Origin of the sequence: Pseudomonas sp. PDM27 (genome assembly GCF_019219205.1) — a bacterium.
Classification (GTDB): domain Bacteria; phylum Pseudomonadota; class Gammaproteobacteria; order Pseudomonadales; family Pseudomonadaceae; genus Aquipseudomonas; species Aquipseudomonas laurylsulfatiphila.
This window is the reverse complement of record NZ_JAHUWF010000001.1, coordinates 642600-661812: the sequence shown is the minus strand read 5'-3', so window position 1 is coordinate 661812 and position 19213 is coordinate 642600. Positions and strand designations below refer to the sequence as shown.

At 56.7% G+C, this 19213-nt stretch carries 17 protein-coding genes and 1 pseudogene; 4 read left to right on the top strand and 14 right to left on the bottom strand.

Annotated features, from left to right (window positions below):
• Nucleotides 1-405: 405 nt before the first annotated feature.
• The 4 genes from KW838_RS02975 to KW838_RS02965 all read right to left on the bottom strand — a co-directional run bounded on the left by KW838_RS02975 (nt 406) and on the right by KW838_RS02965 (nt 3062).
• Entirely contained in the window at nt 406-975 is a 570-nt protein-coding gene (locus tag KW838_RS02975; RefSeq protein WP_102699852.1) for a hypothetical protein, read from the bottom strand.
• 313 nt (nt 976-1288) lie between these two features.
• Nucleotides 1289-1666, bottom strand: coding sequence for a c-type cytochrome (locus KW838_RS29400; RefSeq protein WP_256358698.1), 378 nt, complete (start codon nt 1664-1666; stop codon nt 1289-1291).
• Nucleotides 1667-1801: 135 nt separating this feature from the next.
• The gene (locus KW838_RS02970; protein WP_218500327.1) at nt 1802-1963 is read right to left on the bottom strand and encodes a hypothetical protein; all 162 of its coding nucleotides are present in this window, start codon (nt 1961-1963) and stop codon (nt 1802-1804) included.
• 238 nt (nt 1964-2201) lie between these two features.
• The gene (locus tag KW838_RS02965) at nt 2202-3062 is read right to left on the bottom strand and encodes an OST-HTH/LOTUS domain-containing protein (RefSeq protein ID WP_218500326.1); all 861 of its coding nucleotides are present in this window, start codon (nt 3060-3062) and stop codon (nt 2202-2204) included.
• Nucleotides 3063-3262: 200 nt separating this feature from the next.
• Here KW838_RS02965 and KW838_RS29395 point away from each other — a divergent pair.
• Both KW838_RS29395 and KW838_RS02960 read left to right on the top strand, forming a co-directional pair.
• Nucleotides 3263-3403 (top strand): annotated as a pseudogene (locus KW838_RS29395) (AAA family ATPase); the annotation flags it as partial.
• 319 nt (nt 3404-3722) lie between these two features.
• Nucleotides 3723-4751 carry an AraC family transcriptional regulator gene (locus KW838_RS02960; protein ID WP_218500613.1) on the top strand — a complete coding sequence of 343 codons (1029 nt, stop codon included), beginning with the start codon at nt 3723-3725 and terminating at the stop codon, nt 4749-4751.
• Between the two features lie 80 nt (nt 4752-4831).
• Here the strand turns inward: KW838_RS02960 and KW838_RS02955 are convergent, their stop codons facing one another.
• From KW838_RS02955 to KW838_RS02910, 10 genes are all read right to left on the bottom strand, one after another.
• Nucleotides 4832-5755 (bottom strand): transporter, encoded by a 924-nt coding sequence (locus KW838_RS02955; protein WP_218500325.1) that lies wholly within the window; start codon nt 5753-5755, stop codon nt 4832-4834.
• Between the two features lie 98 nt (nt 5756-5853).
• Entirely contained in the window at nt 5854-7050 is a 1197-nt protein-coding gene (locus KW838_RS02950) for a serine hydrolase (RefSeq protein WP_218500324.1), read from the bottom strand.
• 327 nt (nt 7051-7377) lie between these two features.
• Entirely contained in the window at nt 7378-8499 is a 1122-nt protein-coding gene (locus KW838_RS02945) for a GlxA family transcriptional regulator (RefSeq protein ID WP_218500323.1), read from the bottom strand.
• Between the two features lie 100 nt (nt 8500-8599).
• A complete protein-coding gene (gene gabP / locus KW838_RS02940; protein WP_218500322.1) occupies nt 8600-10000 on the bottom strand; it encodes a GABA permease in 1401 nt (466 codons plus the stop codon).
• Nucleotides 10001-10469: 469 nt separating this feature from the next.
• The gene (locus KW838_RS02935; RefSeq protein ID WP_218500321.1) at nt 10470-11639 is read right to left on the bottom strand and encodes a PAS domain-containing sensor histidine kinase; all 1170 of its coding nucleotides are present in this window, start codon (nt 11637-11639) and stop codon (nt 10470-10472) included.
• A gap of 464 nt (nt 11640-12103) precedes the next feature.
• Complete coding sequence (locus KW838_RS02930) at nt 12104-13021, bottom strand: hypothetical protein (RefSeq protein ID WP_218500320.1); 918 nt, start codon at nt 13019-13021, stop codon at nt 12104-12106.
• A 264-nt stretch (nt 13022-13285) separates the two neighbouring features.
• Nucleotides 13286-14308, bottom strand: a complete 1023-nt coding sequence (locus KW838_RS02925) for a transketolase family protein (RefSeq protein ID WP_218500319.1) — start codon at nt 14306-14308, stop codon at nt 13286-13288.
• The gene (locus KW838_RS02920) at nt 14305-15153 is read right to left on the bottom strand and encodes a transketolase (protein WP_218500318.1); all 849 of its coding nucleotides are present in this window, start codon (nt 15151-15153) and stop codon (nt 14305-14307) included. Before KW838_RS02920 ends, KW838_RS02925 begins: the two co-directional genes overlap by 4 nt.
• Nucleotides 15154-15171: 18 nt before the next feature.
• Nucleotides 15172-16470, bottom strand: coding sequence for an MFS transporter (locus tag KW838_RS02915; RefSeq protein ID WP_218500317.1), 1299 nt, complete (start codon nt 16468-16470; stop codon nt 15172-15174).
• Between the two features lie 100 nt (nt 16471-16570).
• The gene (locus KW838_RS02910) at nt 16571-17320 is read right to left on the bottom strand and encodes an SDR family NAD(P)-dependent oxidoreductase (RefSeq protein WP_218500316.1); all 750 of its coding nucleotides are present in this window, start codon (nt 17318-17320) and stop codon (nt 16571-16573) included.
• Nucleotides 17321-17518: 198 nt separating this feature from the next.
• Between KW838_RS02910 and KW838_RS02905 the strand changes: the two genes are divergently transcribed.
• Both KW838_RS02905 and KW838_RS02900 read left to right on the top strand, forming a co-directional pair.
• Complete coding sequence (locus KW838_RS02905; protein WP_218500315.1) at nt 17519-18433, top strand: LysR substrate-binding domain-containing protein; 915 nt, start codon at nt 17519-17521, stop codon at nt 18431-18433.
• Nucleotides 18434-18552: 119 nt separating this feature from the next.
• Nucleotides 18553-19179 carry a TetR/AcrR family transcriptional regulator gene (locus KW838_RS02900; protein ID WP_218500314.1) on the top strand — a complete coding sequence of 209 codons (627 nt, stop codon included), beginning with the start codon at nt 18553-18555 and terminating at the stop codon, nt 19177-19179.
• The last annotated feature ends 34 nt before the right edge of the window (nt 19180-19213 follow it).

Here is a 19213-nt window from a genome sequence, read left to right as displayed (position 1 = left end):
ATAAGCATTATCTACACCCACTATCTCTCATTAATAGTTGGGCGCGACCAGCGTAGAGACATCAGCGGCTACCTGCCTACAATCCGCTATTGGCCGCTTTCTGCCTGTTGCGAAGGGCTTCTTTCGACCGATTGTGTCTGCCAGCGATTCCAGTGGCCTGGCACGGACGAAAATGAAACCGCACGGAGCGGTGGATAGCGCAGAGTCTGCTCGTTACTGCGAAGGGGTTAACGGGGCGCGGGTCAAGACGTTGGCTGAAAGGTCCATCAATCAGCCAGGTGGTCTGCGTGTGGCGATCAGGTGTCAGTACTGAGTCTATCCACGACTTCAAGCATGGATGCCTTGCTGGACTCCTGTGCCGAGGGAGGTGTCATGCTATCCACGCTTGAGTTTGTGCTACACCCACTATGAAACCGTAGGCTCCTCACCACGCATCGTGCCCGCCGTGCTGGCGACCACAAGCGCCACGGCGCAAGCCAGCAAGGCGAATGCCGTGAAAACCCCCATCACATGCAAGCACGGCATGACATGATTCCAGGCTCGAGCCACCCCCAGGAAAGCGGCGAACAGCCAGCCACTCATGGAGAACGCCCCCAAGAGTGCAAGGCGACCGCGGTCGGAACCCGGTAACAAGACGAAGGGGGCTTTTTGCAACAACGGGAAGCCGACGCGATGCAACAGACCGCCGTTCAGGGTCAGCAGCGCGACAACCGCCACCTTGGCCCAGAGCTTCTGGTTGAGCAAGTACGCAGTGCCCTCGAGAAGATACCCCTGAAGGACCAACAGCAGACCACTGCCCCAAAGGGCCAGTAACGCGAGGGTGGCGATTTTCCTGGTTTCTTCCAGATACTCAAGCTTCGCCTGATCCAGCGCTTCCTTGCGCCAATTCCAAAGCTTGTGATCGGCTAGCAATACCCTGCCGAGGGCAATACAGCTGGCGAGCAGATGAACGTACACGAGGAGCATTTTAAGCATTATTTTTTTTGACCTTCTTATTGTATGGACAATGCGCTCCCTGCGTCCTGAGTTTGAATATTAATGATACGTATTCCTGCTTGTAACAACAAGTTTCAATACCCTCTAGTCAGCATTTTTTACGCTTACCTGTACGTGTTGATTGGATCCATTCGGGCATCTGCAGGTTCAGGTGTTCGGTTCTAACCGGGAAAGGCCGCTCCTGGCCGTTATTTATCTGTCACGACCGCAGCCGATTGCTGCCGGATGTGCCCCATAAGCCCTAAAGCCTGAGATGACTCTTGGACTTCTGTACCAACTTCTCAGCTCAAACTCATCGAGTTTTTGAAATCACACCACTCATGTATTGATTTATATCGCGAAGATCCTTAATCCTCCAGGCGTACGGCGATAGCTTTACACCATTCTCTTGCAAAGTTCTTGGAATCAAGTCTCCATTTGGACGAAGTATTATCGATGACACAATAACGCCCGGATAATCATTTAACCGTTTTTTGAAAGCGGAGGTTGTAAGGTCAGGCGTAGGAGGGTTGCTTTTATTAGCCAGCGGTCCTGTTCCTTTGAGATCTGTTCCGTGGCACATGATACATCTCTGTGAGTAGATACTTTTCCCGTTAACATTGTCCGCGAAGGATAGTGAAGTTTGAATGAGCGATAACATTCCGAGCGTGACGATGAATAATGTTTTCATTTTGATGCGGCCTTGTTGTTTAAAACAGATCTGAATCGAGGGGCAAATCCCGGAGGTGCCACTGCAACACTCAGTTCATTAGCAATGTGCTCGCGCCCACGAGAGGTCGACTGGCGAAACACAGTGATCAGGTTGTCAGCGGACAGTTGTTGTATTCAGGTGCCAGAGGGCCAACTTGAGCGGGCGGTCATTTTGCTTGTCTGGCAACGTCGAAGCCGGGAGGCCGATGGGGTTGTCGCCAGCGAATGCCTGTAGTTTCAGGCAGATAAGGGGCAGGGCGCCGAGCACTGTTTTCATTGTTTTCATCTTCCTTGATGGGATCAGCGTCGATTGGACGCGATCAAGTGCGCGGGAAAGATATCAGCCATCGTGTCGGCCTACACCGTCATTTCTGATGCCCGTTGAATCAACTCGTTTTCCTGGCGCATCCCGGTGACGGCTTTTGACTGTGGAGCAGCCTCTCGCGACAAGCAGAAAGCGGCCAGGAGCAGTCAGTCAGCGCGCTTACAAGAGGAGGGGCGATACAGCTTCCCCTTCAACTGACCTTGCTGCGATACCAGACGGCAGTACGTTCATTATCAGCTTGGGATTTTCGTATTTCGAACTGCCGTGATTCGTGCAGGACATGCCTCCAGCTGCTGCAACCGTAGCGCTTGGGCGTCTGTTCTGGATAGGTACCACCAATCCAGCGGATGGCTGCTTCCAGTCGCGTCCAGCCACCTTCGGCAAGCTCGGTTTCCGCTTCACGTAAACAGCTGCATATCCCACTGCCGGGCCAATCGACTGAGCCATCCACCCGGATACCGTCGAACACATCTTCAAATGCTTGGCTCTGCATAAACGAAGCCAGTTTATCTCGTGCCTCACTCATGTGTTTGGCCCAGGATTGCAGATTCAGACAATGCCGATTGATGGTTTCGTAGCTGTCCTCCAGAAAGCCATCCGCCGCCTGGCAGCCTGATTCAGTCCAGAGATCGAAACGCTCAATGAAGTGGTGGACCAGTTCATTGCGCAGGTCAACGAGCTCCTTGAGAGCGGCCTTCGTTGCCTCATAGCGCTCGCCTGACATTTCCATTTGGTGTCGATAGCTGAACCAGATCTGGTCACCGGCATCGGCTTGCGTCTGTGATTCTTCTTTTTGGGACGACTGGGTCAGAAAGCTTTCGGTCAACATCCCCATCAACGTGCCCATGGTTTTTTTCTGGGCACATGCGATCTTTTGCTCACGGATGATAGGCAGCTGATCCGCAGGACCGCTCAGCTCGCCATGGGCGGTAAGAGCTTTCAGTAGCAGTTCGTATTGTTGCAAGCTCAACAGGCAGCGCCCCAGCTTGCGCTGCACTATAGGTTGAAGGTCAGGTACATCATCCGAAGGCAATTTAGTGACTTCATCCATGATTAACGACTCAGGCATAAGTGGTAGGGCTGGAGCGATTCACCGCAATACGCTTGCCCTGCCAGGAGGGCTTGCAACGCGTAAATCGGATGCTTTCAAGTTCGATTCCCAGTTATCGGAAGGTGCTTTCGTATCTGAGGTGTTTGGTTGGGAAATTACACCCTACTTGACCACCCATTTGCATTGGACCTGACCCGTCACCGATTCTAGACGAGCACGGTGTTATTACCGCCTATGTGGAGCGTCTCACACTGGTTCGTGGCGCATCGGCGCGACCCGGCAACGAAGGGTTGGTTGGCCATTCACCAGCCTTTAATCTTGCCCTGTCGGAGCTGCGGCGAGCGTACTTTGTACAGGCGACTGAAAGTACAAGGTTTGGTCTAGTACCTGGCGCTCACGCTGCACGACTGCCAATGACCGCCATCCTGGCAGCGTATTAACCTGCCAAGGCATCCCGCGTCTTGGCAGGCTGCCATTTAAGTAGTTGTTATAAAAGATAAAAACAAAATATCCCCTCTTGGTATGGCGTGTGCTAACTGCATAATCATGACCACTCCTGCCATCAACCTCAGCTTCTCGGAATGGTCGAGTGTGTTTGGTAACGCTAAGATCACCGCTGCGTGTTTACCCGAACCTAAAAAAATAAAAACAGGTGTCTCCATGCTTCTCGACCATGCGTTGTTAATCGATGCCAGCGGCACGCCGATACGCCAGCACCATAAAAATTATTCAACCGAATGGGATGAAATCAGCGACTGGTCGAACCGCGTTTATATGCCCTATCGTGTGTCCCCTACGGGGTATGCAATCAAGCCCCACGCAACCATGCATTCGTCCAGGATTGGCGAGTTGACGCTGAGTCGTTTTGCCTATGGCGTGGCGGTGTGCGTCGATGATTTTTCGCCAGAAGCCGGGAATGCACTTTTGCTCACGACCATTCGCGGCAATGCCCGGCACTGGGTGCAGCGTTCTGTCACTGAAGATACGGCTGTGGGAGGATCCTTCATCGCCGATTGCAGTCGTGTCGATTACCGGATCGACCTTGACCCGGATCACTTGCAGCTGAATCTGACCATTCCTCATGGGATTCTGGAGCAGACAGCACAGCAGTGGTTTGGGTTCGTGCCCGATGATCAGTTCTGGAGACACAAGTGCGTCATTGGTGGCGTTGGTTCGAGCTGGCTAAGTCTGCTGGAGTACACGGTTCGTTGTGTGGCGGAGGCTCCCGATCACATGGCTAAAGGGCGTATGGGGGCTCACCTGGAGCAAAGTCTTTGCGTTCATCTGCTGCAAGAGTGGGCTGGCCGCGCCGCGCAAGCCGGGTTTGACTTCAGTAGTCCCATGAATCGGATTGCACCCCGTTACGTCAGGGCTGCCGAAGAGTTCATGAGTGCCAATGCCGCGAGCCTGCCGACGATGGCAGAGGTTGCCAGTGCGGTCGGGACCAGTGTGCGGGCATTGAGTGGTGCCTTCTCACGATTTCGCGGTATGACGCCCGGTGCATTCTTGCGCGAGCAGCGATTGCAGGGGGCGCGGCGCGATTTATTGGCGACGGATCCGGAGTCGGGCACGACCGTTTCGTCCGTCGCCTTTCGCTGGGGATATTTGAATCTGGGTGAATTTGCGGGGTGCTATCGCAAGCGTTTCAGCGAGTTACCCTCCCAAACCTTGCGGCGCCGGCTGCGCTAGCGATTTGACGAAGGACAAGGGCACCGAGAGCTGTGTCGAAGCCGCTCTCGGTGCCCAGGAATCCAGTCATTTGCTGCGGATCAGAACACCCACAACAGCCGTAGGTTGACCCGCTGCTTTTCCTTGAAACCGTTGTCGACCGAGACGTCCTGGCCGTAATTGACCAAGGCCTGGAAGGCAGGGGTCAACCAGTATGATCCCCCGACACGAAACTTACTGGTGTCGGGTTCATCGCTCTGATCCTGTCCGTCAAGGCGTGTCTCGCCACCCCAGAGTTGAGACGCACCGACATGCACCGACAGCTTGGGTGTCACGGCGTACCTCAGGTAGGTCTGGGCTTGCCATTGCGGTTTCTGGCGCAATGTCAGACCTTGACTCGAGAAGTCGTCATTTTTGCCAAACAAGGTCACATCAGCGGTGAGGTCCAGGGACAGTTTTTCAGTGAGACCGGTCACATAACCCGTTTGCAATATCAGCTTCCAACGGTTTTCGCCAAGGTTGAGTGCATCGTTTCGGTCATAGTTACCGGTCGGCACGTACAGGTAGGGCGCAATACCCCAGTAACGGTTTTTCGCCGGGTCATTCACCAGCCACAGGGTAGACGCCAGGATCAGATCACCCACGCCACTGGTTTGTCCCAACGAGTCGTTATCGCGTGTACCTTCCAAGCGACCGAAGGGCAACAGGAACTGCGAATTGACGGTGTAGTCACCCAGTTGTTGGTAATTTGCGACTCGCAGTATGCCGATATCCGAGTCGAGCCCCGCTTTGACCGCAACCTTGTGGCCATCACTGTAAAGCGAGCGCCGCTGCGCATGTTGCAGGTAAAGCAAGCCGATGTTGCTGCCGGCTGGCAGCGCAGCAGCGTATTCGCCGGCATCCACATCGATGGCCTGGGCGTTGCCCGCCAGCATGGCCATCGCAAGGCCGGCACCAAACATTGAAGTGTCAAGCGCGCCTACCAAGGATCGAACGCGCGCAGGAGTACGTATGGAGAGCTCCATGAGTCACCTTTTTTATTTTTGTTGGTTTTCAGAGAGGGAACAGTTTTTTGCACCATCGCCTGGAGCCCCTGGCGGGCTCTCTTAGGACTTAAGGCGAATCAGCTACTGGCTTGGTTGGTCAGATGGCGGTAGGCCGCCGTTTCGAAATCCAGATACGCATTGACCGAAACGGGATCGGCGAATGGCAATATCTGGGTGGCCCAAAAACCACCGATGCCGTTCTTGCGGTCGATCCAATAGTAAAGATTGGCCAATCCGGCCCACGCCAAAGAGCCCGCAGGTCGGCCGGTGGGGGCGTCTTGTTCGTTTATCATGAAACTCAACGCCCATGACTTTGACATGCCCGGGAAAAACTCCGCGGTGTGAGAGATGCTTGGAATAACGCCGGGAAGTGCTTTGACTTTCAGATGTTCAAGGCCATTTTTTTCAGCGAAGCGAATCGTTTCCGGTCTCAGAATCCGTCCGTGATCACCTTGCCCATCGTTAAGCCAGGCACGGATAAACAGGCAATAATCCTTCACAGTCGAAAACAGGCCATGACCGCCCATGTGCACTTCGGGCTCCTGCGAAACGATGGAGTCCTCGATTGCCGTCAGCGATCCATCCTCTTCCCGCTGATGCAGGCCAGCCCGTCGCTGGAGCATCGACGGGGTCATGGTAAACCCGGTATCGGTCATGCCCAGTGGCTCGAAAATACGCTGTCGCATTACGTCACCCAGACGTTTGCCAGTAATGGCCTCCACCACCAGGCCGGCCCAATCCAAACCGGAGCCGTATTCCCACTGTTCCCCTGGCTCAAACAGCAAGGGTGTTTTCAGCGCTGCCAGCGACCCGCCGATGACGCTGGGTTGTCCTTGTTCCTGAACCAGTCTGTTGTAGTTTTCGTTGAAGAATTCATAACCAAAGCCTGCCGTATGAAGCAGAAGCATTCGGGTGGTGATGTGCTTTTTGGGCGCGCGAAGCCGTGGGGTGCCGTCGCTATCAAACCCTTCGAGCACCTTCAGTTCGCCAATCATCGGTACATAGGTACTGGCCGGTGCATCGAGATCGAGTCGACCTTCTTCGACCAACTGCAGCACTGCCGTGGCGGTTATCGCTTTCGTCGTGGAATACATGGCGAAAACACTGTCGGTCGTCATTGCACCTGCTTGACCGGACATTCGTTGTCCTGATGCACCCTCGTAGAGCAAACCGTCGCGCCCGGTGATTGCTGCGACTACGCCTGGGACGCGTTGATGTCCAGTCGTGACGCTTTCGAGCAAGTGGTTGAGTGATGATGTAAAACCTGGATTCATTTTTTTATTCTCCTTGAACCCAACCTATAGTCCGCTCGGCTAGAGCCTATGGCAGGGCAGTGGTAGGACTGACTGAGCCGACGTCACGTGATGAACGTCGGGCCAGTGGAGAGTACGAAAATAGAATCAGAGGGTTTGTCGGCTGCCGGCAGAGGATGTCGGAGTCAGGCACTTATTCAAGTACCGCGCAGATGGGTGCTGTGTAAGCGACTGCGGCCAGAATTGAGTGCTCGCTGGTGGCGCGACCCTGGCGAAAGCATTACGAGTCTTTTGGGCGTCAGACGGCGCGCAGGAGGCGTGGCTTTATCCAGGGGCAGAGGCAGGCGATCAGTACGACTCCGCCAAACCGGAACGATCCATCATGCGAACACTGGCAAAGGTCGATTCGTTTCGCGCCTGGTCGAGCGCTGTCAGCGGTTTGGTCAATGACGGCTGCGTCGTCGCAAGCGTTGCCAGTTTGCGACTCGTTTCAGGGCCGGAACGCTCCTCACTGGGTGGAATACCAAAGTACTCGCGATAGCATTTGGAAAAATGCGGTGTGGACACGAAGCCGCATACATACGCCAACTCAATGATCGACAATGATGTTTGCTTGAGCAGTTGTCGCGCTCGGACAAGCCGTAACCTCATGTAGTAGCGTGACGGCGTACAGTGAAGGTATTTCTGAAATAGCCGCTCCAGCTGTCGACGTGACAGGTCAACGTATTCAGCAAGGTTATCCAGGTCGATCGGTTCCTCGAGATTGGCCTCCATCAACGCGACGATTTCCTGCAGCTTGGGCTGATGAGTTCCGAGCACATGCCTGAGTGGAACGCGCTGATTGTCCTGTTCGTTGCGTATGCGCTCGTAAACAAACATCTCGGAGATGGCTGCGGATAATTCACGACCATGATCGCGACCGATCAGGTGCAACATCATGTCCATGGGGGCCGTTCCGCCGGAACTCGTGAATCGGTTTCGGTCGAGGGTGAACAGGCTCGCGCTGATGCTGACTCGCGGGAAAGCTTCCTGCATGGCCGCCAGAAATTCCCAATGCACGCTGCACTCGTAGCCGTCGAGCAGCCCGGCTTTTGCGAGCGCCCAGCTACCGGTGCACACGCCTCCCAACCGCCTGGATTGACGCGCCAGGGCTTGCAGCCAGGTAATGTGCTCGCGGGTAATCACGCTCTGGATTCCAATACCGCCGCACACGATTACAGTGTCCGCCACCAATGGATTTTTCCATGAAGCATCCGGGGTGATTTGCACGCCGTCACTGGCCCAGACAGGCTCTCCACCGGGGCTGAACGTATGCCAGCGATATAACTCTCGCCCCGACAACTGATTGGCCATGCGCAGTGGCTCTACTGCCGACGCCAGGGAAATGAGTGTGAATTTGTCCAGCAGCAGAAAACCGACGGATTGAGTCGTACCGTCGGACACGGTGGAGTTCGATGACATCGTGGTCATGTCCTCACAAAAAGCGATGACGGCCTGAGACACAGGAGCGGGTAATACCCCCTGTCCTGGCGAAGGGGGTATCAGGTTGGGCGCAACGACCTCGCTGGTTTTATCCCGCCGATGTCACGCTCGCAGCTTGCGCGGGGTGACGCGATGTCAGCAGGCCGATAAAGGAGATCGCCAGCGCCAGGCCAATGGTCGTGCTCACTTCGGTACGGTGATCAGGGGAGGCCATCATCACCGCCAGCGCCGCGCAGATGAACAGGATCACCAACCAGGTGAGCCATGGAAACAGCCACATGCGAAAGGTCAGCTCGACGTTCTGCCGACGCAACATCCGGCGCATGCGCAGCTGCGACACCGCAATGGCCAGGTACACCACCAAGGCAATCGCGCCGGAACTGGCCAGCAGGAACTCGAACAACCCGGCGGGCATGAAGTAGCTCCACACGGTGATCGCCGCGCCCAGCACGGTGCTGGCGATGACGGCTGCCCGCGGCACGCCTTCGGAGGAGGTCGCCTTCAGTGCCTTCGGCGCATCACCGCGACGGCCCAGCGAGTACAGCATGCGCGAGGCAATGTAGATCGAGGAGTTCATGCAACTGGCCACGGCGATCAGCACCACCACGTCCACCATGAACTTGGCGTGGGGAATGTTCATGATTTCCAGCGCCCGCTGGTAGGAACCTACCGAAGCCAACAGCGGATCGTTCCAGGGCACCACGGAGATGACCACGAAAATCGACAGCAGGTAAAACACCCCGATGCGCCAGATCACCGAACGGGTGGCCTTGGCAATGTTCTGCGAGGGATTGTCGGATTCGGCGGCGGCGATGGTGACCGCTTCGGTACCGATGAAACTGAACATGATGGTGATGAAGGCGCCGACTACCGCCGACAGCCCGTTTGGAGCAAACCCGCCGTGCTCGGCCATCAGGCCGCTCAATCCGCTGACTTCCCGATCGGGAACCCAGCCCATCAACACGGCAAAACCTACGCCGATGAAGCCGATGATCGCCACCACCTTGGCCATGGCGAACCAGAACTCGAATTCACCGTACTTGGACACGCTGAACAGGTTGGTCACCACCAGTGCAATGATCGACCCCAGGGCGAACAGCCAGGCATCGATCTGGGGAAACCACTGGTTCAATACATGCCCGGCGGCCAGCGCTTCGATAGGGATCACCAGCACCCAGAACCACCAGTAGAGCCAACCGACGGTGAAGCCAGCCCAACGGCCGATTGCCTGGTCGGCATAGGTGGAGAAGGAGCCGGTGTCCGGGTTGGCCACCGCCATTTCACCGAGCATGCGCATGACCAGAACGACGAGCAGGCCAGAGAACAGATAGGCCAGCAGGACCGCCGGGCCAGCCGCCGCAATGGCGTGTCCTGAGCCAACGAACAAACCGGCGCCGATAATACCGGCGATTGACAGCATTGTTACGTGACGAGGCTTGAAGCCCTGCGCCAATTGGCCACTCGAATCCTTGGAGCTCGGGCTAATCATTGGTTTTTTATTCTCTGCCGATCGACATTTAAGCGGATGGATAGGGCAACAGATCATCATTGCTGCCTGCCGGGCTTCCTGAAAGAAGCACCCTTCAAACGCTGCAGTTCTTATCAAGCCCATCATCGTGACGTGGTCGTTTCGATGAAAAGGTGCGCCACCTTACCCGGCTTGTCCGATGATTCAGTTACCTGATCACGCCACATCCGTGTCTGATATCGACACAGGAAGACATTGTGTTCGCGATGAAAACCAATGAGTCACTACGCGGCCAAAGGTAATCATCTCGGTTTATTGAGAGTGCTTTTGGTCAGGTAGGGAGACTCGTTGCCTATAAGGAATGAATTAACCGCTCCTCAAGAACCTCGATTTTGGTTGACTGACTTCCTCGGGGCGTGAGGCGGCCAGTCACGCCTGGCTATCGTCGGCTAGTAATGGAGGGGGGAGTGAAGGGCAATCCAGGTTCATATCAGGTGCGAGGAAAGGTTGCAGTAAATGTTGTACCGGTGGTGAGAGTAGAAGTTACAGCCACTTTGCCGCAGTGCGCCTTTACGATCTCCCGAACGATGAACAGACCCAACCCGACACTTCTGAGTTCGGCATTGTCATGACTGCCTCGGATCATCGGCTCGAACAAATCCCCAAGCAACGCCTCAGGTATAGGGGTGCCGAAGTTGTGCACGGTTATAACGAGAACTTGATCTTCAAAGCGTGTGGAAACGGTGACTTCGCTATCGCTGGCACCATAGGCGACTGCATTGGCGACCAGATTGCCGATGAGCTGATAAAGCCGATCGCTGTCTGCAGAGAAAGCACCTTGCCCATACCGCAGATGGGTCAACGTATGCCCGGGAAAAGCCAGGCTCAACTCGTCCAGGCAATCGGCTATCAGGTCGTGTAAATCGACCGGTTTGGGCAGGACCGAGATACCTCGCCCCACCTGAGTCAGGGTGAAATCCAGTAGATCGGCCACCAGGCGCTGCGCACGCTCGGCCGAATGGGTGATGTGGCCAAGTATCTGGACCTGTTTGGCATCCATCTCTCGGCGGCCCAGCAGTTCCGTGGCCATTTTTATGGCTGACAACGGGTTGCGCAGGTCATGACTGACAATCCCGATCAGTTGCTCGGCGAACAGGGCCCTGTCTTCAGCCGCAGCGTACGTGATACGCAACTTGTCCTGGGACATGTCCAGTACGCGTTGGTCCTTGAGGTGTTTCGCCAAATGCCTTTCGGCAAGCATTCGGGCATTGAGCAGTTCGCGCTCGTACCTTTGGCTATCCGCAGCCTTGAACAGGGTCATTTCATGAAATATGCCAGCAGAATGCTCACAGCTGATGGCGCTGAGCATCATTGGAATGGAATGTCCGTTGTAGTGAGCGAGATCGAATTTCACGTCAGCAACGACGCCCTGAATCTGCATGAGGGGCGCCCAGTACATCTTGTGGAACGTCCTTCCCTCGGGGCTCATCAAATCCTGGATGTGACGACCGAGCAGCTCTTTTCGCCGGTAGCCTAACCAGCGGCAGAATGTGAGGTTGACCTGTGCGATCTCGCCATTTTCTGCGGTCAGCAGCAATCCACAGTCAGCTTCGTCGAAGAGAACGTCAGAACCGGGCTGCGAATTTTCATCTTCGGACATTTGTATTCACTGACCAATGGGGCCGATATCTGGAAAATTATAGACACGGCTTGTGCAAAGGCCCTCAGAACTTACCCCTTTCAGAGTGATTGGCCTCGATATTTTTTTGGGGCGTTCACTGGTTTGGAGGTCACGGCCCCTTGTGGGAGCTGGCTTGTCAGCGATGGTCGTTAACGATAACGCGTACCGATCAACGCATGTCCTGGTCCTGAGATTGATTTGTTGAACTAGGACTGAACGTACTCATCTAACCTATACGTGGGAATATTTCCCGCGAAGCGATACTGACTGGTGTTGATGGATCATGCGCAAACCGCAGTTGCTCTTTAAAGCTGCAGATTGATGACCGTACCGGTTGGCTGGCCGCTCAAATGGGCGGCCGGAAACTTACTGGACATTGCGTTCGATACGGACATGACTACGCAACTCCAACCGGAGGTTGGAACATGCAGCTCAATAAATGTTTATTGGCTCTGGCAATTGGCGCAGTCCTGTCGGCATCGACTGTACTGGTGCCCGATTACATCGGCAGTTTCTCCAGCGTGTATGCCAAAGAAGGTGGCAGCGGCGGTGGTCAGGGTGGCAGCGGCCAAGGAAAGGGTGGTGATCATGGAGCTGGAGGCGATCATGGAAAGGGTGGCGATCATGGAGCAGGAGGCGATGGAAAGGGTGGTGATCATGGAGCAGGAGGCGATGGAAAGGGTGGCGATCATGGAGCGGGAGGCGATCATGGAGAGGGTGGTGATCATGGAGAGGGTGGTGATCATGGTGCGGCAGGCGATCATGGAGAGGGTGGCGATCATGGTGCGGCAGGCGATCATGATGCGGCAGGCGATGATGGTGTAGCAGGCGATCATGATGCGGCAGGCGATGATGGTGTAGCAGGCAATGGCAATGCGCATGACAACGACGCAGACAACAATGGCGCAGACGCTGCCGTGAACGACGCAGATGCAGTCCGGGACGCTGCCAAAGCCGATGCGGATGCCGTCCGGGATTCGGCAATAGCCACTGCAAATGCAACCAGGGACGCCGCCAGAGCTCAGGCAGATGCAGCCAGGGACGTAGCAAACGCTGCTGGCGTAGCGGGCGCGGATGCCACCAGGGATGCTGCCAGGGCCGCTGCGGATGCAGCCAGGGACGCCGGCAAGGCAGGCGCAGATGCAGCCAGAGATGCTGCCAAAGCTGCTGCAGATGCAGCCCGGGACGCCAAAGTTTACGCAATATGCCAGAGAGTCGAGCAAAGTCCGACCGAAAGATGCCAGAAAGGCTGGCAAAGTTGAGGCGAAAGACGCCTGAGAGATGTGGCAGACGGCCGAGACGCCACGGATATACACGCGCCTGAGGTACGCAAATAGGCCTGCGCGTTCCGTAATGAACACGGCAGGCCTTCCGGTAGAAAACGTCTCGCAACCTTGAGGGGCGTATCGGCAATGAATCGCAAGCCCTTAAGCGTCGCGGGGCTTGCAGCGTTCTTTCGAAATCTGTCGCACAGTCCGAAACACCGACTGCTTTTGGCCGGCGTTTGCCGCCGCGCCGCTTTCTTCCAAGAGCATTCATAAGGGGATGGCAAGAAACGACTCGAGGCGAACATCCTGAAACCTCACTATGGAGCGCCTATCCAAAGCGCTCCTGTCAGTCAGCGGTCAAAGCCAGGCTTTGATTTGAGCGCAGACTGCCTGGGTGGAAATGCCATAGCGATCATGCAACGTCGGCAGGGCACCGGCATCGAGGAATGCATCGGGCAATGCGATCTGCCTGAAGGTTGGCGTCACCCCATTGCGCAGCAGCACCCCGGCAACGGCCTCGCCGAGACCGCCAATAATCGAACTGTTCTCTGCTGTGACCACCAGGCGACCAGGCTTCCTTGCCTCGGCGAGAATGGTTTGCTCATCCAGTGGTTTGATCGTTGGTACGTGCAGCACGGCGACATCGACGCCGTCCGCCTGCAGTTCCTTCGCGGCTTCCAATGCTCGCATGGTCATCAGGCCGGTGGAGATGATCAACACATCGTTACCGGTGCGCAGTGTCTTGGCCTTGCCGATCTCGAATTTATAGCCGTACTCATCCAGCACCAGCGGTACATTGCCGCGCAGCAGGCGCATGTACACCGGCCCTTGATGCGCGGCAATGGCGGGCACGGCCTGCTCGATTTCCAGGGCGTCGCAGGGATCGACGATCATCAGGTTGGGCATGGCCCGGAAGATCGCCAGATCGTCCGTGGCCTGGTGGCTGGGTCCATAGCCGGTGGTGAGGCCGGGCAGGCCGCAGACGATCTTGACGTTGAGGTTTTCCTCGGCGATCGCCATGCAGATGAAGTCATAGGCGCGGCGCGAAGCGAACACCGCGTAGGTGGTGGCAAAGGGTACGAAGCCTTCACGGGCCATCCCCGCGGCCGCGCTCATCAGCAGTTGCTCAGCCATGCCCATTTGATAGAAACGGTCGGGATGTGCCTTGGCGAAGATGTGCAGGTCGGTGTACTTGGACAGGTCGGCGGACAGACCGACGATGTCCTGGCGCTGATCAGCCAGCGCCGCGAGCGCATGACCGAAAGGCGCAGATTTCGTGGCTTGGCCTTCCGAGGCAATCGACGCGATCATCGCCGAGGTGGTCAGGCGTTTTTTGATCGGTTCGGCAGTCGAAGTCGGAGTGTTGGCGGCGTTGCTCATTGGTTATTTCCTTCTTCAAGATTGATCAGTGCCAGATCCCATTCGTGTTCTTCCACGCGGATGAAGTGTGTCTTCTCGCGGGTTTCGAGGAAGGGCACGCCTTTGCCCATTTTGGTGTCGCAAATGATCACCCGTGGCTGGCTGCCGGAATGATTGCGCGCGGCATCGAACGCGGTGACCAGTGCGTCGAGGTCATTGCCATCGACTCGCTGAGTGAACCAGCCAAAGGCTTGCCAGCGATCGACGATGGGTTCGAACGACAGGATCTCGCTGGAGTAACCGTCGGCTTGCTGGTTGTTGACGTCGACGATGGCGATCAGGTTGTCGAGCTTCCAGTGCGAAGCCGACATCACGGCTTCCCAGGTCGAGCCTTCGTTCAACTCGCCATCGGACAGCAGGTTGTAGACGAAGGAGGGTGAGCCTTTGCGCTTGAGGCCCAGGCAGGCACCGACCGCGATGCCCAGACCCTGACCCAGCGAACCGCCGGTGATTTCCATGCCCGGGGTGTAGGCGGCCATGCCTGACATCGGCAGGCGGCTGTCGTCCGCGCCGTAGGTTTCCAGCTCATCGAGCGGGATAATTTCGGCTTCGATCAAGGCGGCATACAGCGCAATCGCGTAGTGACCGATCGACAGGTAGAAGCGATCGCGGCCCTCCCATTGCGGGTCTTCAGGCCGATAGTCCAGGGCATGGAAGTAGGACACAGCCAGCAGGTCGGCGGCACCGAGGGCTTGGCCGACATAGCCTTGCCCCTGAACTTGCCCCATGCGCAACGCGTGGCGGCGAATGTTATGGGCACGCTCTGTCAGTGTTTTGGGTGTAACGAGTGAAGGATTGGCAGTCATGGTGAAAGCTCCAATAAATCAACGATTGACCGAGGCGGCGGGAATTCGCAGCACCAGCGTGGCGCCGAACACCAGTACGCCGGTGATCAGGTACATGCCTATGGCGCTGGAACCGGTCTGTGTGGTGATCCAGCCGATCAGGTAAGGCGAACAGAACCCGGCGAGGTTGGCGAAGCTGTTGATTGCCGCAATGCCCGCGGCGGCGGAAACGCCCCCGAGCAATGTGGTGGGCAGCATCCAGAACAGCGACGTCGCGGACAGGATTCCGGACGCGGCCAGGCTCAGGCTTAGGATGGACAGGACGATATTGCCGCCCAGCAATGCGGCGAGGGCCAGGCCGAGTGCGCCGGCAATCATCGGGGCGATCAGGTGCCAGCGTCGCTCGCGGTGTTTGTCGCCACTGCGACCGACCAGCAGCATTGCCACGATGGCGCAGAGGTAGGGCAGGCTGGTCAGGAAACCGATGTGCAGCGGATCGGAAACCCCGGCATTGCGTACCAGTGTCGGTAGCCAGAAGGTGATCGCGTACTGGCCCATTACAACGCAGAAGTAGATGCCTGCGAGCAACCACAGACGACGGTCGCGAATAAACTCGCCCACCGACGCATGGGTGATTTTCTGCTGGTCATCCTCGGCCAGTTCGCGGCGGATCAGTGCTTTTTCGTCGTCATCGAGCCAGGTGGCCTGGTGTACGCCATCCTTGAGATAGCTCAGTACCAGCAAGCCGATAAGAACGGTGGGCACAGCTTCGAGCACGAACATCCACTGCCAGCCGGCCCAGCCATGCATGCCGGCGAAGTGATTCATGATCCAGCCGGAGATCGGGCCACCGACCATGCCGGACAGCGGAATGGCGATAAACCACAACACGGTCATGCGCGCACGCCGATAGGACGGAAACCAGTAGGTCAGGTACAGCAACAGCCCCGGCGCCAGGCCTGCTTCGGCAATGCCAAGCAGAAAGCGCAAGGCATAAAATTGCCACGCGGTTTCGACGAAGGCGAACAGGGCGGAGACGATGCCCCAGGTGATCATGATGCGGGCGATCCAGACCCGCGCACCGACCTTGTGCAGGATGATGTTGCTGGGAACTTCGCAGAGGAAATAGCCGATGAAGAACATGCCGGCGCCCAGTCCATAGACCGTTTCGCTCAGCGCCAGATCGTTCATCATTTGCAGCTTGGCAAAGCCGACATTGACCCGATCCAGATAGGCACACAGGTAGCACAGCATCAGAAAGGGCATCAGGCGCCACGCGGTTTTACGGTAGGCGTTGGAGCGCACGGTCGAAACCGCTTCGAGCGACAGGGTAGTCATGATGGTCTGATCTCTTGTTTTTATTGACCGCCAGGCAATCAAGCCTGGCTGCATCGTCGATCCAGAACCGCACGGGCCGCGCAGGCCCGCTCAGGTGTATTCAGTGAATCAGCATGCCGCCGTTCACATCCAGGGTGATGCCGGTCAGGTAAGAGGATAGGTCGCTGGCCAGGAACAACGCGGCGTTGGCGACATCCTGAGCCTCACCCAGACGTCCCAACGGGATGCCGTCGATGATCGCGTGGCGACGTTCGTCCTGCATCAGGCCACCGGTGATGTCGGTGTGGATCAAACCGGGGGCGATGGAGTTTACGCGAACCTTGTCCGGCCCCAGTTCCCGTGCCATGGCCTTGGCCAGGCCCAGCACGCCGGCCTTGGCGGCACTGTAATGCGGGCCACCGAAAATGCCGCCGCCGCGTTGAGCGGAGACCGACGACATGCACACGATGCTGCCGCCCGACTGCTGGCGCATCATCGGAATCACCGCCTGTGACATCAGTAGGGTGCCGCGCAGGCTGACGTCCAGCACCTTGTCGTAATCGGAGGGGCGGATATCCAGGGTCTTGAGGGGCTGGGTGATGCCGGCGTTGTTGACGAGAATGTCGATGCGGCCGAAGTGCTCGATGATTTTGGCGACGGCCTGCTGGACTTGCGATTCGTCTGCGACATTGGCGGCGAGGCCGAGATGACCTTCCCCCAGGGAGGCGGCGGCATCCCGTGCGGCGGATTCGTCCAGGTCGATGATCACGACACGTGCGCCTTGTTGCGCGAAAGTGGTCGCTGTTGCGCGGCCAATGCCACGTGCGGAGGCTGCACCGGTGATGATCGCGACTTTGCCTTTGAGAAGCATGGAAGAGTACCTCTGATTGTTTTTATTGGGTCGATCCACGAAGAACCGATGACTCAGCTTGTTCTCCAGGCGGACCCTGAGCAATAACGCGAATGTCACTCGATGCTGAAAAAAATTCAGCACTCGCCAACCAACTCTTCCAATGTTTGAATAGCTGAACGCCCGGCCCAAGCCACTTGCAGCGGAAAAACAATAATCATGCGTTCACCTGGCGATGCACCTCCGATCCTTCCACCACTGAAAGCCATTCAGGCCTTCGAACAGACGGCACGCTTCGGCAACGTCGCCCGCGCCGCCGAACTGCTCGACCTGACGCCCTCGGCAGTCAGTCACCAGTTGGCCAAACTCGAGGCAATGATCGGGCGGCAGCTGTTTCTCAGAACGGCCAGGGGCGTGACATTGACGCCAGTCGGCGAGCAGTACCTCACTGAGGTTTCCGGCATCCTGCACAGTCTGGCGGTGGCCACCGAACGGGCCACCAGCGATGTCAGCCTCGATTGCCTGCGCTTGCATTCGTCGCCCAGTTTCGGCTTGTTGTGGCTGATGCCGCGCCTGGAGCAATTTCGCCAGAGTCATCCCGATATCCAGCTCAACCTCTCGTGCTCCTACGAGTCGCTACACTTCAGTCGCGACAAGATCGATGTGGACATCCGCCACGGCATGCCCAATTGGCCCAGCTACGAAGTACGGACCATCCGCAATGAAAAAATTGCCGTGCTGGCGTCCCCGAAGCTTCTGGAAAAACGCCCCATCCGGGCGGTCGCGGATTTACTGGACTGCAATCTGATCCTGTCGGAAGCGACGCTCATCAAGTGGCCGCAGCTGTTTGCTCAACATGGTCTGTCGCGACCTGAAAGACCCTACACACTCAGCTTTGACCGCTCCTACATGACGCTGGAGGCCGCCAATCACGGTCTTGGGTTTGCCTTGGAAAGCACGCTGCTTGCGCAGGACTATCTGGCGCGTGGCGCGCTGGTCGAGGTAGCGCCTGAGTTGAGCGCCCCAATCACTGCACACCACCTGGTTTTCCCCAGAGCCCATGCAAATTTTCCCAGGGTGAGAAGATTTCTGGAATGGATGCAGAATGAGTTAGGGCATGACCTCAATTACTGACCCTGATGTCATGACGCCCTGCACGCCCACTTCTAAAAAACGTAAGGCGGCGGTATTGTGACCATATTCCTGTGGAGTCACGAGTTGTCAGTCTACGATAGGATGAGTAAGCTGCTGTCATGAATCAGCCATCAATACCTACCTCCTCGCCGAGCATTCGTGGCCCAGCGGAGCACGACATTCGAGACCAGATTGTCGCTGCTGCCAACGAGCACTTCAGTCAGTATGGCTACGGTAAAACCACGGTTTCCGACCTGGCGAAGGCCATCGGTTTTTCCAAAGCGTACATCTATAAATTCTTTGATTCCAAGCAGGCGATCGGCGAAGCGATCTGCTCAAACTGCTTGGGGCAGATCGTTGCGGCAGTCGAACAGGCTGTTAATGCAGACGCGATTTCACCAACCGAGCGTTTCCGCAGACTGGTAAAAACCGTCATTGCCACGGGTGTGGACCTCTTCTTCAATGATCGCAAGCTCTACGACATCGCGGCATTTTCCGCTTCGGAGGGCTGGGACAGTGCCCAGGTTTATGAAGCACAGATCAAGCGCTTTATCTTTGAGATCGTGCGTCAAGGGCGAGAAATTGGAGAGTTCGAGCGCAAAACCCCGCTGGACGAAACAGTAGAGTCGATCAATCTGGCGCTGCGACCTTTCGTCAATCCTCTGCTGCTGCAACACAATCTGGACTTTATTGAGGAGGCGCCCACGCTGACCTCCAACCTCATCTTGCGCAGCCTCATGCCTTGACGCGTTTCAGGTGATTTGAGTCGAGGCGACATCC

Excerpts from the sequence above, each read along its gene's own strand:
- KW838_RS02975 (WP_102699852.1), bottom strand. The coding sequence starts at position 975 with ATGCTTAAAATGCTCCTCGTGTACGTTCATCTGCTCGCCAGCTGTATT.
- KW838_RS02945 (WP_218500323.1), bottom strand. The coding sequence starts at position 8,499 with ATGACCACGATGTCATCGAACTCCACCGTGTCCGACGGTACGACTCAA.
- KW838_RS02970 (WP_218500327.1), bottom strand. The coding sequence starts at position 1,963 with ATGAAAACAGTGCTCGGCGCCCTGCCCCTTATCTGCCTGAAACTACAG.
- KW838_RS02955 (WP_218500325.1), bottom strand. The coding sequence starts at position 5,755 with ATGGAGCTCTCCATACGTACTCCTGCGCGCGTTCGATCCTTGGTAGGC.
- KW838_RS02920 (WP_218500318.1), bottom strand. The coding sequence starts at position 15,153 with ATGACTGCCAATCCTTCACTCGTTACACCCAAAACACTGACAGAGCGT.
- KW838_RS02935 (WP_218500321.1), bottom strand. The coding sequence starts at position 11,639 with ATGTCCGAAGATGAAAATTCGCAGCCCGGTTCTGACGTTCTCTTCGAC.
- KW838_RS02960 (WP_218500613.1), top strand. The coding sequence starts at position 3,723 with ATGCTTCTCGACCATGCGTTGTTAATCGATGCCAGCGGCACGCCGATA.
- gabP (WP_218500322.1), bottom strand. The coding sequence starts at position 10,000 with ATGATTAGCCCGAGCTCCAAGGATTCGAGTGGCCAATTGGCGCAGGGC.
- KW838_RS02905 (WP_218500315.1), top strand. The coding sequence starts at position 17,519 with ATGCGTTCACCTGGCGATGCACCTCCGATCCTTCCACCACTGAAAGCC.
- KW838_RS02910 (WP_218500316.1), bottom strand. The coding sequence starts at position 17,320 with ATGCTTCTCAAAGGCAAAGTCGCGATCATCACCGGTGCAGCCTCCGCA.
- KW838_RS02925 (WP_218500319.1), bottom strand. The coding sequence starts at position 14,308 with ATGAGCAACGCCGCCAACACTCCGACTTCGACTGCCGAACCGATCAAA.
- KW838_RS02965 (WP_218500326.1), bottom strand. The coding sequence starts at position 3,062 with ATGGATGAAGTCACTAAATTGCCTTCGGATGATGTACCTGACCTTCAA.
- KW838_RS02915 (WP_218500317.1), bottom strand. The coding sequence starts at position 16,470 with ATGACTACCCTGTCGCTCGAAGCGGTTTCGACCGTGCGCTCCAACGCC.
- KW838_RS29400 (WP_256358698.1), bottom strand. The coding sequence starts at position 1,666 with ATGAAAACATTATTCATCGTCACGCTCGGAATGTTATCGCTCATTCAA.
- KW838_RS02950 (WP_218500324.1), bottom strand. The coding sequence starts at position 7,050 with ATGAATCCAGGTTTTACATCATCACTCAACCACTTGCTCGAAAGCGTC.
- KW838_RS02900 (WP_218500314.1), top strand. The coding sequence starts at position 18,553 with ATGAATCAGCCATCAATACCTACCTCCTCGCCGAGCATTCGTGGCCCA.